We start from the raw sequence: 16,055 nt of genomic DNA on the forward strand, positions 1-16,055 counted from the left end.
TCTGTTACCTCGCGGTTCTGCCGGTGGGGTCGAGGCTATCGCGCAACCAGTCACCCAGGAGATTGAGACCCAGCACGGTCAGAAGGATTGCAAGGCCGGGAAATACGCTCACCCACCAGGCAATCTGAAGATATGTCCGGCCATCAGCCAGCATACCGCCCCAGCTGGGAATGGTGGGATCGACCCCCATGCCGAGGAAGGTCAGGCTGCTTTCCAGAAGAATGTTGTTGGCGACGTTCAGCGTCATCAGAACGATGACCGGGCCGACCAGATTGGGCAGGAGATGCTGAAAGATGATCCGCCAGTCCTTCACGCCGATTGCGCGGGCCGACAGAATGAATTCGCGCTCGCGCAGCGTCAGCACAGAGCCGCGCACCAGACGCGCATATTGCACCCATTGGGAAACGATCAGCAGTATGATGGTGTTGGTGAGGCTGCCGCCGACGATGGCGATGAAGGTGATGGCTAGGAGAATGAATGGCATTGCCAGCTGAATATCGGCAAAGCGCATGACGACCATGTCCCAGAAACCGCGGTAATAACCGGCAATAAGGCCCATGAGAACACCAAAGACGACGGCACCGATGACCGATGTAAAGCCGACCAGAAGCGAAATCTTGCCGCCTGCGACCACGCGCGCCAGCACATCGCGCCCCAGCGGATCCGTTCCGAAAGGATGGGCAGCACTTGCGAAGGGCTTGGCCAACCGTGCCATCAGATCGATCTTGTCGGCGCCACCCGGAAAGAGCACATCCGACAACAGCACGGCCGCGCAAATCACAACTGTCAGGGTTGCGCCAAGAATGAACTCAAGGCTGTAAAAACGCGAAAGGCGGGAAGTGTTTGCAGCCATGTCAGTTACTCCGTGCGGATACGGGGATCGACCAGCCCGTAAGCAATATCGACAAGAAGATTGATGCCGACGATCATCAGCGACAGCACGGTAATGACCGCCTGCAGCACCGGATAATCGCGCGCGCCAACCGCATCGAATGCGAGTGAACCCATACCGGGCCAGTTGAAGACCCGCTCGATCACCACGATACCGCCCAGAAGCCCGCCAAACTGAAGGCCGAAATAGGTGATGAGCGGAATGGCGCAGTTGCGCAGCGCGTGCTTGTAAAGAACCTTGCTCTCGCTCAACCCCTTCGCGCGGGCGACCATGATATATTGCGACTGCAGCGTATCGAGCATTGCCGTTCTAACGAGCCGGACATTGGTGGCTGTGAGAATAACACCCATGGTCACGGCGGGCATGACATAGCTTGCTGCACCACCCATGCCGCTCGGCGGCAGCCATCCCAGCGTGATGGAAAAGAGTAGAACCAGCATGAGTGCCAGCCAGAAATTCGGAAAGGAAAGGCCGAGCAGCGAGAAAATGCGAATGGCCTGATCGAGGCCCTTGCCCTTCGAGGTCGCGGCCTTGATGCCGAGCGGGATGGAAAGCGCTATCGATACGACCATCGATATGAGGGCCAGCAAAAGAGTTGCAGGCAAGGCATCGCCAATCAGCCGGGATACGGGCGTGCCACCGACGAAGCTTTTTCCGAAATCGAGCGTCACGAGCCCTTTCAGAAAATTCAGATACTGAACAAAGAAGGGCTGATCTGTTCCCAGCGCCACCCGAATACGCGCCAGATCCTCCTCCGTCATGCTGCCACCACCCTGAAACATCGTGACGGCGGGATCACCCGTCAGACGGATGGCAAATGAGACTAGCAGGGTGATTGCGATGACGACAAAAAATGCCTGCAGCAATCGCTTGATGAGGAAACCAACCACGTTCTTTTCCTTGCAAAGATGATTTTTGACGCCGCTTGCCGTGAAGCGGCGTCAAACAAAGACTACTCGACGGTAACGTCGGTCAGCTTGAGACGGTTATCGGGTGCTGCGACAAAGCCCTTGACCTTCTTGCTCACACCATAGATCGCGTTGGTGTTGTAGAGCGGCAGTTCAAGCGCCTTCTCGGCCGTGTATTTGCCGATTTCCTTCAGGATACGCTCGCGCTCGGCCCGGTCTGTCAGAGGCCGCTGTGATTCCAGCAGCTTGTCCAGCGCCTCATCCTTTTCGTAAGGATTCCACTTTTCACCGGAGTGGTACATGGAATAGGCGGTGTTGTCGTAATCGAACGTCCAGCCGCCCCACTTCTGCTGGAACATCGCGCCGGTCTTGCCCTGCGGGATGATGTCGTTCAACAGAACATTGGTTTCGTATGGCTTGATGGTTGCGGTGATGCCGACCATCTGCAGATAGCTGGCGATGACCTGCGTGACTTCGTTCATCGTCGCGTCATTGCCGCGAATATCGATCTGCACCGTCGAGCCCGGCTTTACGCCAGCTTCAGCAAGAAGCTTCTTTGCGCCTTCAGGATCATAAGGCAGCGACTTCAGTTCCGGGTCGAAGCCGAATGAAAGCTCGCCCTGGAAGCTTGCAATTTCCGAACCCTGACCTGCGAGGATGGACTTGACGATGGTGGCGCGATCCACCGCCATAATGATGGCCTTGCGAACCTTCGGGTCCTTGGTGATGCCGTCGCGCGTGTTGAAGCGCAGCGCATCCACCGTCGGGCCGGGAACGCTGACGATTTCCAGATTGGAATCGCCCTGAATGACCGGCAACATGCCAATCGGAATGGTTGGCGGTATCACGAGATCGACGCGGCCAGCCTGAAGCTCGGCAACGGCTGTTGCAGGCTCGGAGATGAAGCGATAGTCGAGCTCGGAGAGCTTCGGCGCGCCGCCCCAGTAATCCGGGTTGGCTTCGAGCTTGATATTCACCTTAGGCGCATAGGACACGAATTTGAAGGCGCCGGTGCCGACGGGATTGGTGTTGAAGTTGTCCTCACCTTTTTCCGTGATGTATTTCGGCGGAACGATCATCGCGCCGTAACCGGCAAGCTTCGTCAGCAGAACAGGATCTGGAGCTTTCAGCTTCATATCCACGGTGTTTTCGTCGATGATCTCCACGCTCTCGATGGCCGTATAATTGGAGCGCTGCGGGCCTTTTGCCCCCTGCTCGCCCAGAAGACGGTCGAACGTGAACTTGACGGCTTCAGCGTTGAAGGGCTCGCCATTGTGGAACTTGACGTTCTGGCGAAGCTTGAAGCGGATGCGCTTGCCTTCGTCCAGTTCTTCCCACGTTTCAGCCAAACCGGGCACCAGCTTCAAATCCGGGCCGCGATAGGTCAGGCCATCGAACATATTAGTGGCGACAGCGGCCCATTGCACCAGAAATGTATCGATAGGGTCCCAGCTACCGGGATCCTGCGGGCTGGAAATCGTCAATTTTCCTGCAGCAGAGGCTGGCGCGACGGAGAGCGCCACGCCCGATAGCGCGAGCGCCACAATTGCTGTCATTCCCCTGTTTTTTATTGTCATCATGGATCTGTTCCTCTCAGAGTGATGCGGATTATCAGGCCGTTCTTGCGACGAAGTGGCCCGGTTCTATTTCCTCGTGAACGAGAATTGCTGGCTCGTCGCCGACGCGACGGACCGGATTGGGGATTTCACCCTCTATCATTGCCGTTTGTCTGATAGCGCCGGGATCTGCGATTGGGACGGCCGACAAAAGGCGGCGGGTGTAATCATGCATGGGCGTCTCGAAGACCTGTCTTCGGCTGCCCAGCTCCATGATCTGGCCAAGATAAAGAACCGCAACGCGGTGGCTTATCTTCTCGACGACAGCCATATCGTGGCTGATGAAAAGATAGGCGAGCCCGCGCTCCGCCTGCAGGTCCATGAACAGGTTGATGATCTGCGCCTGGATCGACACGTCGAGCGCCGACAGCGCTTCGTCTGCGATGATGAGTTTCGGATCGGATGCCAAGGCGCGCGCGATGCAGACGCGCTGCCGCTGGCCGCCCGAAAACTCGTGCGGGTAACGGTTGGCGACCGACGCACTCAGCCCAACCCGTTCGAGCAACTCATCCACCCGACGCTGGACAGCCCTTGAGCCGGACAGCAGACCATGGGTGTTGATAGGCTCGGCAATGGAAAAGCCGATCGTCTTGCGTGGATCGAGCGAGGCGAAGGGATCCTGAAAGATATACTGGACTTCCTGGCGCATCCGGAACCGCTCAGCGGCGGACATGGATGAGTAGGTGCGCCCGGCAAAGGAAATTTCGCCGCCCATCGACGTTTGAAGCTGCTGGATTGTCCGTCCTATCGTGGACTTGCCCGAACCGGACTCACCCACCAGCGCCAGCGTTTCGCCCGGATGAATATCGAAGCTGACATTCTGGACGGCGCTGAGGCGATGCGTTGCCTTGCCGAACAGATTTTTACGCACGTCAAACCGGACAAGCAGATCCTTCACCGACAGGATCGGCTTTTCGTCATATCTTGCCGTATCCTGGACCCGCTCCTCGCCGATGATCTTTGGCTTCCCGTCTTCAAGGACAGTGAGCGGTGTGCGCTTGGGATGATTTTCTCCCGTCATGCTGCCCAGGCGCGGTACCGCTGCAAGAAGCATACGGGTGTAGGGATGTTGCGGATTGGCAAAAATCTGGCCGACAGGGCCTTCCTCGACCTTCTTGCCTTTCCACATGACAACGACGTCGTCGGCCATTTCCGCGACGACACCCATGTCATGGGTAATGAAAACCATGCCCATGCCGAGATCTTTCTGCAGATCGCGCATGATGTTGAGGATCTGTGCCTGGATCGTGACATCCAGCGCGGTCGTCGGCTCATCGGCAATCAGCAGCTTTGGACGGCAGGCGAGCGCCATGGCAATCATGACGCGCTGGCGCATCCCGCCGGATAATTGGTGAGGATAACGATCGAGAAGTGCCTCGGCATCCGGCAGGCGTACCATTTGCAGCAGTCTGCGCGCTTCTTCTCTTGCCGCAGCCTTGCTGATCTTTTCGTGAAGAACCAGCACCTCGCAAATCTGATCGCCTATGGTGAAAACCGGATTGAGTGAGGTCATCGGCTCCTGAAAAATCATGGCGATGTCCTTGCCACGAATGGAGCGCATCTCCTTTTGCGAGACGGTGAGAAGATTCTTTCCGGCAAAGACGATACGTCCGGCGGGAAATTTCGCTCCCATCATGTCCGCCAGGCGCATGGTGGAAAGCGACGTGATGGATTTTCCAGAACCGGACTCGCCAACGATGGCCACGGTCTTTCCGGGCGAAACTGAAAAGGACAGATCATCGACAACACGACTGGAGCCGAACTCGACGCTCAGTCCCTCTATGGAAAGGAGCGGCTTAAGTTGATCCATTGCGTCTGTCATGTCTGTCTCTCCGGCATTGGCATGGTCCGCTCATGTCTCGCGGCGCATATCGGGAAGCAATCCGGGACGAATCCTGTCCACTGCATTGCCCATCGCGGCCATAAAACAGGAGCTGACGTTGCTAATGTAGACGCTAGCAAAGTAGGACAATCATGTCTATACTGTTGAACAATAATCCACCATTGCCTAACAAATATGCATTTGAGTTCTATTTGAGCCATTCGGTCTGACATCAAGTCGCGTGAGAAAATGGGGACAGGGCAAACCTCCGAAACCTTTTCGTGGTTTTGAAGACACGGTCACTTCTGTCTTTGGTCTTCACAGTTGCGATAGATGCCGACAAGACGCTTGCATAATCGCTCCAATCGACACAATTAACGCCCCTGTTCCGGCGCAGACATTCTTGCCGGGAATGTGCAAGAGGTTCATACAGACGGTCATGACTGCTGATTCGAAAATTTTTGTCGGCCTGAAGCCCACGCGCAAGAAAAACGCGGTTTCAAAGGCTGAACCCGTAGGCCCCAAATGCCACTGGGATGGCTGCGACAAAGCTGGCACGCACCGTGCGCCCGTGGGTCCGAAGGCGGAAGGCCTTTATCTATTGTTCTGTCTCGAGCATGTGCGCGAGTACAACAAGGGCTATAGCTTCACGACGGCACCTTCCAGCCCAGAGGTTGCGCGCTACCAGAAGGAAGCCGCAATCGGCAGCCGCAAGACGATCGGCAAACGGATCGATCAGGAAACGAAGCCACCGCTGCCTTCGACAATGCGGTCCGGTTCGGCAAAAGCAATCAATGCCCGCAAGACCGCAGCACAACGCGAAGCGCAGAAGGCAGAGATGCAGAAGCGCAAGCTGAAGGTTCTCGAAGCCAAGGCCTTCGAAACGCTCGGCCTTTCACACGATGCTACGCCCGAGGAAATCAGGGCTCAGTACAAGCTTCGGCTCAAGATGCACCATCCCGACGTCAATCAGGGCAATCGAAACTCTGAGGATGAACTGCGCGCGGCGATTGAGGCATACAAAATCCTCAAGCTGAACGAATTCTGCTGATCTCCGAAGCTTTCCGGCGCGGGAAGACAGTTGAAGGCCTCACATCGAAGATGTGGGGTAGGACAGATGCGCGATTGGTGATATCGGGTCCTCAAAAGAGTGAGAAGGAATAGTGACCGTGAGCGAACTGACCGTTGCCGAAGCAACCGACAAAATCTATGAATCGCTTCAGGCAGACAATGCCGAAATCGACAAACACATAGCGGGCCTGAAGGCTGCCATGGCGCGCGACGGCGTGAAAGAAGCGGTTTTCGATTCGACCAGGCTGCCACAGAACAACCGGTCCGGCCGCAAGATGATGCAGGCCTATTTTCGCCAGCGCGGCGTGACCGTCAAATTCGCCGAGTAACTACCGCCGCTTTGGGCGTGATCGCAATATGTTCGGTCACGCTACGCTTTGCGTTCCAGGTCTGAATCAAATTCAGACAGGAACAAGCGGCTGGTAGCGGTTCACTTGCATCTCCCCTTTTGAAAATAACCAGTCCCGATACGGAAAGGCTCTGGCCTTACCTTAAAGGGTCGGACTGTCGGCCTGCGGCTGTCTCAGGTAGCAAGGCATGAAGCGTGGGACCTCTGCCCTTTGGGATGATGCCGTGACCTGCGCCGAAGAACATGCGCCTGCTGTCTCCGCCGGAGCGCCTTGAGGTTTTGTCGCCCACCGCATCACCTCATGTTTCGCCCAACCTATCGCAAACTGTCTACCGGCAACGCGCACAACTTAAGGTCCATAACACCGACGACACACGGCTTTCAGGTTTGTTTATTTATTAAATTAATTATTGACGAGACATTTCGTTTTTGATTTCTATGCGCACGTCAGGTCTTGGAGACCCTGACTGGAGGAGATCACCGATGAATTTCAATTCGCAATTTCTGCCCACGTCTCGCCGCCGCTTTCTTCAGGGTACGGGCGTTGCCATTGCATCCGCGGCTTTATCAACGCCCGCTCTTGCGCAGGCCAAGCAGCTTACAATCATTTCAAATCGCGGCAACGCCGAGCAACGCAAAGTGCTCGAGACTATCGCCAAGGCATTTGGCGATGCGTCCGGTGTCACGGTGACCGTCAACAATATGGATCATGAGGCGCACAAAACCGCCATCCGCAATTATCTCGTGGCCAGTCCGCCGGATATTTGCTTCTGGTTCTCCGGTAGCCGTATGCGCAGCTTTGTCGACAAGGGGCTTTTTGAAGACATTTCAGATCTGGTCCAGCGGGAAAAATATGCCGATGTTCTCGGTACGACACTCAGCTCCGTAACCGTCGATGGAAAGCAGTATGGCCTCCCCACGGGCGGAATTCTATGGGGCCTCTTCTACCGTCAGGATGCGTTCGACCAATTCGGACTGACCGTTCCCAAGACATTTGATGATTTCTTCACACTGGCCGAACAGTCCAAGAAGGCTGGCATCATCCCGATGAGCATGGGCACCAAGGATCAATGGCCTTGCGGGGGATGGTTCGACCACATGAATCTGCGCATCAATGGTCTCCAGCACCACATGGATCTGATGGCAGGAAAGGTGAAGTACACCGATCCATCGCTCACTGAAGTGTTCGACAAGTGGGAACAACTGATCAAGGCCGATTTCTTCACGCCGAACGGCACTTCGTTTGCCTGGGATCCGGCTGCGGCTTCGCTGGTCCAGAAGAAGGCCGCAATGATGGATCTCGGCAATTTTATCAAATATGTTTTCCCGCCGGAAGACCTCAAACATGTGCGCTTTGCGCCCTTCCCGACCATCAAGGCGGGCGTCGAGCAATTCGAGGATTTCTCGGTGGATTCGATCCACATGCCATCAGGCTCGAAGAACAAGGAACTGGCGCGAGAATTCCTCGCCTTCTTCTACAAGCCGGAAAATCTGAGCGCTTACCTGTCTCCGGAAGGCAATGTGCCCGCTCGTAGCGATTGCACCATCAATGACGATCCGATCCTGAAAATGGCCGTCGAGGAAATGAAGAAGGTCAAGGGCACGGCGCAATATTACGACCGTGACAGCGACCCGGACCTTGCACTGGCCGGCCTCAAGGGCTTCCAGGAATTCATGTTCAAGCCGGATCGCCGCGAGCAAATCCTCACGCAGATCGAGCGCACGCGTCAGCGCATCCACGGCTAAGCTCTGCCTGAACACCAAATGGGAGGCGTTGTTGCCTCCCCTCCTCATCGACAGGATGGTCTCATGTCTATCTGGTGGCGCCGCCATCGCAACTGGCTGACGCCTGCGCTTCTTCTTGCGCCGGGTCTTATCCTTTTTCTGGTCGTCATCATCGCATCATCGATCGAGACGTTCTGGATTTCCTTTCACGAATGGGATGGCATGGGCGCCAAAACATGGGTCGGCCTGGCGAACTATGCCGAACTGATCGATGATCCGCAGTTCTATATCTCCCTGAAAAACAATGCGATCTGGCTCGTGATGTTCCTGCTGGCGCCACCCATGGGGCTGGCGATTGCGCTTCTGGTCAACCAGAAGATGGCCGGAATGCGCATCGTCAAATCGCTCTTCTTCATGCCACTGGTGCTGGCAGCGGTCACGGTGGGCGTCATCTTCGGCTGGTTCTACGACCCAACTTTCGGCTTGCTGGCCATCATCTATCAGGCCTTTGGGGCCACGGCACCGGCACTGCTCTCGGACGAAAACCTTGTCACCTTCGCCGTCGTCATCGCAGCACTTTGGCCGCAGGTGGCCTTCTGCATGGTGCTGTTCCTGGCTGGCCTCAACAATCTCGATGAGGAGATGATCGGGGCTGGCCGTGTGGATGGCGCACGCGGCTGGCCGATGTTGCGGCATATCGTTCTGCCGCAGTTGACGCAGGTCGCATTCATTGCAGTCGCCATTACCGTGGTCGGCGCACTACGCTCCTTCGATGCGATTTCGGTCATGACTGCCGGTGGTCCATTCGGCTCCTCCACCGTGCTTGCCTACCAGATGTACGAACAGTCGATCTTCTCCTACCGCTTTGGCTATGGCGCGGCGATTGCGACCGTTCTGTTCCTCATCATGTCCATCTTCATCGCCTGGTATCTGCGCGGCCTCGTCAAGGCCGAGAAGGGAGCGTGATCTGATGTATCCACGTCCTATCCCCGAAAACAAAACCGCGACCCGCATTGCCTATATGACGATGGTCTGCGTCATTCTTGCGCTGTGGCTTCTACCACTCTTTGCCGTCATCATGACGTCCTTCCGGTCATTCGATGATGTGATGGCAGGCAATTACTGGGGCTGGCCGACCAAGTTCAGTCTGACAGACAATTATGTGGCCGTGTTCCAGCAGACCAAGATGCTGCGCTACTTCGCCAACAGCATGATTATTACGATCCCCTCGGTGATCATGGTCCTGATCTTCTCGACGCTGACCGGATACGTGCTGTCACGCTACCGTTTCCGCGGCTCGATGGTGCTGTTCACGCTGTTCGTCGGCGGCAACTTTCTACCGCAACAGGTGATGATGATCCCGATCCGGGATCTGATGGTGTGGGCCGGGCTTTACGACACCTATTGGGCCCTGATGATATTCCACATCGCCTTCCAGACCGGCTTTGCGACACTCTTCATGCGCAATTTCATCGCCGCCCTTCCCGATGAGCTGTTTCAGGCGGCTCGCGCCGAAGGTGCGTCGCCCTGGCAAACGCTGATCCACATCGTCGTGCCCTTGGTGCGGCCTGCACTGGCGGCACTCGCCATCCTGACCTTCACCTTCATCTGGAACGATTATTTCTGGGCGCTGGTGCTGACGCAAAGCGACGCGATAAAGCCCGTGACCGCTGGCCTCTCCAACCTCAAGGGCGAATGGGTCTCTGCCTGGAACATCGTGTCGGCCGCAACGATCTTCGTCGCCGTGCCTCCTGTCGTGATGTTCTTCCTGATGCAGAAGCACTTCGTTTCCGGCCTGACCATGGGAGCCGTCAAAGGATGACCGCTTCCGCCAGCCGCACAACCCAACTCTCACCGATCAGCAAGGATACGACTGACATGAGCAGCGTCGAAATCCTCAACGTCCAGAAGCATTACACCAGCTTCCACGCCTTGAAGAACATCAATCTGACGATCGAAAAAGGCGAGTTCATCGTCATGGTAGGCCCGTCGGGCTGTGGCAAATCTACCCTGCTGAAGACCATTGCCGGTCTGGAGACGATCTCCTCCGGTAAACTGATAATCAATGGCCGGGATGTGACGAAGGAAGAACCGGGCGACCGTGGCATCGCCATGGTGTTCCAGTCCTATGCCCTCTACCCGCACATGACCGTTGCCGAAAATATGGGCTTTGGGCTGCGCATGGCCAAGCGCCCGAAAGCCGAGATCGATGCTGCGGTCAAACGCGCCGCCGCAATCCTGCGGATTGATGAGCAACTGGACAAGCTGCCAAAGCAATTGTCTGGCGGCCAGCGCCAGCGTGTGGCCATCGGCCGGGCGATCACCCGTTCGCCAGAGGTTTTCCTGTTCGATGAACCGCTCTCAAATCTGGACGCTGCCCTGCGCACCCAGATGCGCGTCGAACTATCGACCCTTCACGCCGAACTCGGCTCGACAATGATCTATGTGACCCACGATCAGGTTGAAGCCATGACCATGGCGAGCCGCATCGTCGTTCTCAACAAGGGCGAGATCGAGCAGGTTGGCTCTCCGCTGGAGCTCTATGCAAACCCGAAGAACCATTTCGTCGCGGGCTTCCTCGGCGCGCCGCGCATGAACTTCTTTGAAGGCAAGGTCATCAGAACAGAACAAGGCACTGCTGTCGTTTCCTTTGCTGGACTTGAAGACCTCCGCGTTCCGCTGACTGCCGACGCCTCGGTGAAGACGGGCGAGACGGTAACGCTGGGCGTCCGGCCAGAGCGTTTGCAAACACAGGATGTCGACCCCTCGCTGATGACGTTCGACGCGAAGGTACGCCTTGTCGAGCATCTGGGCCGGGAAACCATTGTCCATGCGGATGCCTCGCCGCTGATGGCTGTCGGCTCCGACACCGGCACGCACAATGTCACGATCCAGCTTGGAAAGGTTGTGCCCTTCGATGTCGGCTCATCCATCCGCGTCGGCTTCGCCCTTGATGACTGCTACCTGTTTGGCCCCGATGGCAAAACGCTCACACCTCCCAAGCCTGTGACCCAAAAGTAAACTGGAGTTTCCACGATGAAACGGACGAAACCTGCGCCGCTGTCGGCCTGGCGCACCCTTAACCTTGACGATTTTTTGCTTGGCGTGCCGCATTATCCTGAACATGTGGACGAAAGCTACTGGCAGCGCGATGCTGACCGGATGAAGGAAGCGGGCTTCAATGCCGTGCGCATGGGCGAATTTGCCTGGCACATCTGGGAGCCCTATGAAGGCAAATTCGATTTTGATCTGTTCGACCGCGCCATCGAAGGCCTTGGTAAAACCGGCATCAACACCATTCTCTGCACACCCACGGCAACGCCGCCGCGCTGGCTGAGTATGAACTACCCTGAAATCCTCCGTGTCGACCGCAAGGGCCGTCGCGCCAGCCACGGCTCGCGCCAGCATGGCGACACCACGAGCCCAGTGCTGCGCCATCACAGCCGCCGCATCACCAAGGCGATGGCTGAGCATTACAAGGACAATCCTTATGTCATCGGCTGGCAAACGGACAATGAGCTGAACACGACGGTGTCGGAGTCCTTTTCAGATTCCGCAACGCTCGCCTTCCGCAACTTCCTGCGCCACAAATACGACAGCATTGACGCATTGAATTTTGCATGGGGCGGCCATTTCTGGGCGACCTCCTATGACAATTTCGATCAGGTCGTGCTGCCCTACCCGATGGCGCCGTCCTATCTGAGCCCCGGCCACGTGCAGGATTATCACCGTTTCCTGGCCACGGCGACTGCCGCGTTCCAGCGCGATCAGGTGGAAATCCTGCGGGCGACGAACCCCGACTGGTTCATCTTCCACAATCTCGGCAATCTGACCGATATCGATTTTCGAGGTGACTTTGGAAAAGACCTCGACTTCATCGGTTTCGACATCTACCCGATGCTCTATGACGAGTTCCGACGCAACGGCGGGCATGGTGCCACACAGGCGCTGAAGCTCGATCTCTGCCGCAGCTATACCGGCAACTTCATCGTGCCGGAACAGGCCTCAGGCCTGGGCAGCCAGCCGGCCTTTACCACCATGACACCGGAACCGGGCGAAATGCGGCGCATGGCGCTGTCATCCGTTTCGCGTGGGGCCGATGGCCTGATGTTCTTCCGCTGGCGGCCTGCGCATTTCGGTGCGGAAATCTACTGGATGGGCCTGATCGATCATGATGATGTCGGGCGTCGCCGTTTCGACGAAGCAAAGCAGTTTGCGCGCGATATAGCGAAGATCAAGGACAAGCTGCTCGGAACCTCGGTCCATATGGATATCGGCATCGCCGGTGCTGATTTCGACAATCAGGAAGCCCACAAGACCTATCCGATCGGTCTGCCCTCTCCGCAGGACGATGCAACACTGCTACATCGCCATTGCTATGAGCGCGGGATTTCATGCGGCTTCATTCATCCTGAAGACGATCTTTCCCGTTTGAAGGCGCTCTACATCCCCCATTGGGTCATGTGGAACCAGGAATGGACAGCCAATGTCGAAGCCTTCGTTGAGGCTGGCGGCACGCTGATCATCGGCGCAATGACTGGTACGCGCGACATCAACAACCATATCATCCGGGAACTGGCCCCAGGCGGGGCGCTTGCAAAACTCTGCGGTGTTCGCGTCGAAGAATTCGGTCGTATCACGGCAAAGGATGGCGACGGCCTCTTCCAGAGGGGTGGCGTGGAGGATGGTCACTACGTGCCACCGCATATTCTTCCATCCTCCTCTGCCTTCCGCAAATACACGATCGACATCGGCGGACGCACGCTCGAGGCAGAGCATCTCTATGAGTTGCTGACGCTCGATGATGACGTGGAGACCATCGCCACTTGGTCTAACCGCTTTGCCAAGGGTCGGGCAGCAGCCACGCGGCGCAAGGTCGGCAAGGGACAGGTGATCTATCTCGCAACCTATCTCACCGATGATCTGGTGGATGTATTGGATGACGTCGTCCTCGCAAAAGCTGGTATCGAACCGCTGATTGCGGATTTGCCCGCAGGTGTGGAAGTCGTGATGCGTACAGCGCAGGATCGTAAGCTATTGTTCGTTCTCAACACCCTTGAGACTGAGCAAAAGATCGAGAACCTCCCGTCTGGGAAGGACCTGCTGACAGGACGCGATGTGTCAGGCGAAAACACGATCGAGGGCTATGGCTGCCTCGTCATAGAACTTGGCTGATCACGCCAGTACGGTTCTCCCAGAGGGGTACAAGTCCCCGAAGCAACCGGCGAAGGTCATAGATCGACCTTCGCCGGTCGTGTCAGATCGTCATGGCGGGCGTTGTCATTTCGAAATTAAACAGCCCCTGCGTTGCCAGGGCCGCAGCACCGCTACTCCAGAAGTTGTCACGTTCATCCGGAACCAGAGCGGGTGGCTGTGTAAAGCAATAGAGGTCCAGCGCCTTTCGCATCGGATCGAAGAGAAGGTCACCGAATGTCACGGCCTCGCCGCCAACGATGATAATCTCTGGATCGACAATATCGACCATACGCGCCAAGTGAATCCCTATCGCCGTACCCGCCTCCTGCAAGATCCTGACGGCGGCCTGATCGCCCTGCAGCGCCGCTTCCTTCATCGCATAGCGGTCGACACTCCCATTCTTTTCCGCTGCCCTTGTCTGTTGCCAGCGCGCCACGATGGCCGGCTCGGAGTAAAACGCCTGCAAGCAGCCGGAGCGTCCGCATTCACATATCGGTCCACCCTGTTGATGCAAGGAATGTCCGATTTTGCCGGCATGACCATGTGCGCCGCGCTGCACCTTCCCATCAACGACTGTCGCGCACCCTATACCCACACCAATCGCCACCGCAGTGAACACCCGATGTTGCCTGCCAAGGCCAAAGAGATGCTGCGCCAGTGCAAATGCCAAGGTATCGTCTTCCATCCAGACCGGCACGTTGACGCGCTCCTGCAACATGCTGGCGAAAGGCACATTTTCCCACAGGAAACGGTGGCTCTTCACACATACGCCCCTCTCCGCATCGATTGTGCCCGGCATTGAAAATCCCACGCCAGTCAATAGCCCCGCGCCCTCCGGGGCGAGCCTCTGCAAACGTGAGACGGCTGTTTCGGCTGCATTCAGAACAGAGTTCGGAGACGTATCCTTGAACTCGACGGTCAAAGAGGAAAGCGTTGCGGTCGACAAATCTGTCAGCACGCATTCCAGACTACCGACGTTCATCTTGATGCCGATGGCGAGATGACCGGCATAATTGATTTCCAGCGGTATAGGTCGGCGCCCTCCTCCCCCCGGGATCGTCTTGCCTTCGACAAGATAGCCTTCGGAAATCAAATCGCTGACCACGAAGGTCACCGCCGCCGGACTAAGACCGGTTGCAGCGGCAATATCGGCGCGGCTGAGCTGTTCTTCGCGCCTGATCAGGTTAAGGATCAGACGGCGGTTCATAGCCCTTGTCGTTTGTTGATCGATCTTCACAAGCAAATATACCTATTACATCGCCCGGTGGGTACACGAAGCCGCACTTTGCAAGAAGAACATTCTCGCGGCTAGATCAAAGATGGATGGTGCCACGATAATGTTGCACCACGTTTCCGCCGGACCGGAAAGCACGCCGAAACATCAGCCGCTATGGCCTTCGATCAACTCCATCGGCCACACCCTGCGCCTGATGGCATCCGGGTAATGAGCCTGATATTCCGGCATGATGGAAAGCAGGCTTTCGGCCAGACTGATGCCGAGATCTCGAAGAGATAGACTGAAACAGGTCAGGCTTGGTTGGAGGAATTGCGCCTGCGAGCTCTGCCGTCCGATGATCGCAACGTCCTTGCCGGGCTTCAGCCCAACCTCTTCGAGGCCGCGATATAGTCCGGTGACGAGCGTTTCATTGACAAGCACGACAGCTGTGGGCCGGGTTTCGCAGGCCATGATCTGGCGCGCGACACCATAGCCGCCTGTCTCACTGGGTGTTGCTCGGAAGATATGGTCTTCCGCCAGCGACAGCCCATGCCGGGCAAGCACCTCGCGAGATCGCTGGATGAAGATGTGGCCGAGGTTCAGATCGCCATGGGGCCAGATCAGACCGATGTGTCGATGACCGTTCTGCACCAGTCTTTCAATTGCCACCTCTGCCATGCCTTCGAAATCAAGATCGATCCACGGCTGACCCACATCCGTCTGGCTTCGTCCGAGCGTGATGAAGGGAATGTTGTGGCGGGCGAGCAGTTCAAAGCGGGCATCGTGAAGACGGGTGGCCGAGAGGATGATCGCATCCGCAAAACCGCGCGCCACGACGCGCTGCAGATAGGCATCCGGATCTTCATCCGAAGAGCAAAGCAAAGCGACAAGGTCAAGCTTGTGGCGCGCAAAGACGGTCTGGACGCCATCGAACACACTCATGAAGAACGTATCGCCCTGTCCCGTAATCTCCGGCCCGGTCTGCATCATGAAGCCGATGACACCGGTCGATCCCTTCCGCAACGAGCGCCCGGACTGATTTGCCACGTAGCCGAGGCGGCTGGCTGCTTCAAGCACCCGGCGGCGTGTATCCTCGTTGACATCGGCTTTTCCATTCAGCGCACGCGACACGGTGCCGATTGAAATATCCAGATGCTCTGCCAGTTGGCGTATTCCCTTCATCAAGGTCTCTTTCTGCGGCGTCGAAAACGTTTTCGGAAACAGTATTGACAAAAATAGTCCTCTGTCCATAGTATCGTA

Annotated in this window: 13 protein-coding genes; 7 read left to right on the top strand and 6 right to left on the bottom strand. The window is 56.8% G+C overall.

Annotated elements, in window-relative coordinates:
- Positions 1-4: 4 nt before the first annotated feature.
- The 4 genes from QRN85_RS03745 to QRN85_RS03760 form a co-directional block, all read right to left on the bottom strand.
- Positions 5-853 carry an ABC transporter permease gene (locus QRN85_RS03745; RefSeq protein WP_062587872.1) on the bottom strand — a complete coding sequence of 283 codons (849 nt, stop codon included), beginning with the start codon at positions 851-853 and terminating at the stop codon, positions 5-7.
- Positions 854-858: 5 nt separating this feature from the next.
- Positions 859-1,782, bottom strand: a complete 924-nt coding sequence (locus tag QRN85_RS03750) for an ABC transporter permease (RefSeq protein WP_062587874.1) — start codon at positions 1,780-1,782, stop codon at positions 859-861.
- Positions 1,783-1,844: 62 nt separating this feature from the next.
- On the bottom strand, positions 1,845-3,377 hold the full coding sequence (locus QRN85_RS03755) for an ABC transporter substrate-binding protein (RefSeq protein ID WP_284757252.1): 1,533 nt from the start codon (positions 3,375-3,377) through the stop codon (positions 1,845-1,847).
- 34 nt (positions 3,378-3,411) lie between these two features.
- Positions 3,412-5,238: an ABC transporter ATP-binding protein gene (locus QRN85_RS03760; RefSeq protein ID WP_284757187.1), complete on the bottom strand. Its 1,827-nt coding sequence runs from the start codon at positions 5,236-5,238 to the stop codon at positions 3,412-3,414.
- Positions 5,239-5,677: 439 nt separating this feature from the next.
- Between QRN85_RS03760 and QRN85_RS03765 the strand changes: the two genes are divergently transcribed.
- From QRN85_RS03765 to QRN85_RS03795, 7 genes are all read left to right on the top strand, one after another.
- On the top strand, positions 5,678-6,289 hold the full coding sequence (locus tag QRN85_RS03765; RefSeq protein WP_062587878.1) for a J domain-containing protein: 612 nt from the start codon (positions 5,678-5,680) through the stop codon (positions 6,287-6,289).
- A 118-nt stretch (positions 6,290-6,407) separates the two neighbouring features.
- Positions 6,408-6,638 carry a hypothetical protein gene (locus QRN85_RS03770; RefSeq protein ID WP_112962401.1) on the top strand — a complete coding sequence of 77 codons (231 nt, stop codon included), beginning with the start codon at positions 6,408-6,410 and terminating at the stop codon, positions 6,636-6,638.
- A gap of 503 nt (positions 6,639-7,141) precedes the next feature.
- On the top strand, positions 7,142-8,404 hold the full coding sequence (locus QRN85_RS03775; protein WP_284757186.1) for an ABC transporter substrate-binding protein: 1,263 nt from the start codon (positions 7,142-7,144) through the stop codon (positions 8,402-8,404).
- A 63-nt stretch (positions 8,405-8,467) separates the two neighbouring features.
- Positions 8,468-9,349, top strand: coding sequence for a carbohydrate ABC transporter permease (locus QRN85_RS03780; protein WP_284757185.1), 882 nt, complete (start codon positions 8,468-8,470; stop codon positions 9,347-9,349).
- A gap of 4 nt (positions 9,350-9,353) precedes the next feature.
- Positions 9,354-10,205 (top strand): carbohydrate ABC transporter permease, encoded by an 852-nt coding sequence (locus tag QRN85_RS03785; RefSeq protein ID WP_284757184.1) that lies wholly within the window; start codon positions 9,354-9,356, stop codon positions 10,203-10,205.
- Positions 10,206-10,261: 56 nt separating this feature from the next.
- Positions 10,262-11,404, top strand: coding sequence for an ABC transporter ATP-binding protein (locus QRN85_RS03790; protein WP_284757183.1), 1,143 nt, complete (start codon positions 10,262-10,264; stop codon positions 11,402-11,404).
- A 15-nt stretch (positions 11,405-11,419) separates the two neighbouring features.
- Positions 11,420-13,558, top strand: coding sequence for a beta-galactosidase (locus QRN85_RS03795; RefSeq protein WP_284757182.1), 2,139 nt, complete (start codon positions 11,420-11,422; stop codon positions 13,556-13,558).
- Positions 13,559-13,640: 82 nt separating this feature from the next.
- On the opposite strand, the gene QRN85_RS03800 is transcribed toward QRN85_RS03795, so the two are convergent.
- The gene (locus QRN85_RS03800) at positions 13,641-14,786 is read right to left on the bottom strand and encodes an ROK family transcriptional regulator (protein ID WP_284757181.1); all 1,146 of its coding nucleotides are present in this window, start codon (positions 14,784-14,786) and stop codon (positions 13,641-13,643) included.
- A 174-nt stretch (positions 14,787-14,960) separates the two neighbouring features.
- Entirely contained in the window at positions 14,961-15,977 is a 1,017-nt protein-coding gene (locus QRN85_RS03805) for a LacI family DNA-binding transcriptional regulator (RefSeq protein ID WP_113091755.1), read from the bottom strand.
- Positions 15,978-16,055 lie beyond the last annotated feature (78 nt).

The organism is Agrobacterium sp. fls2-241-TYG-188a (assembly GCF_030209845.1).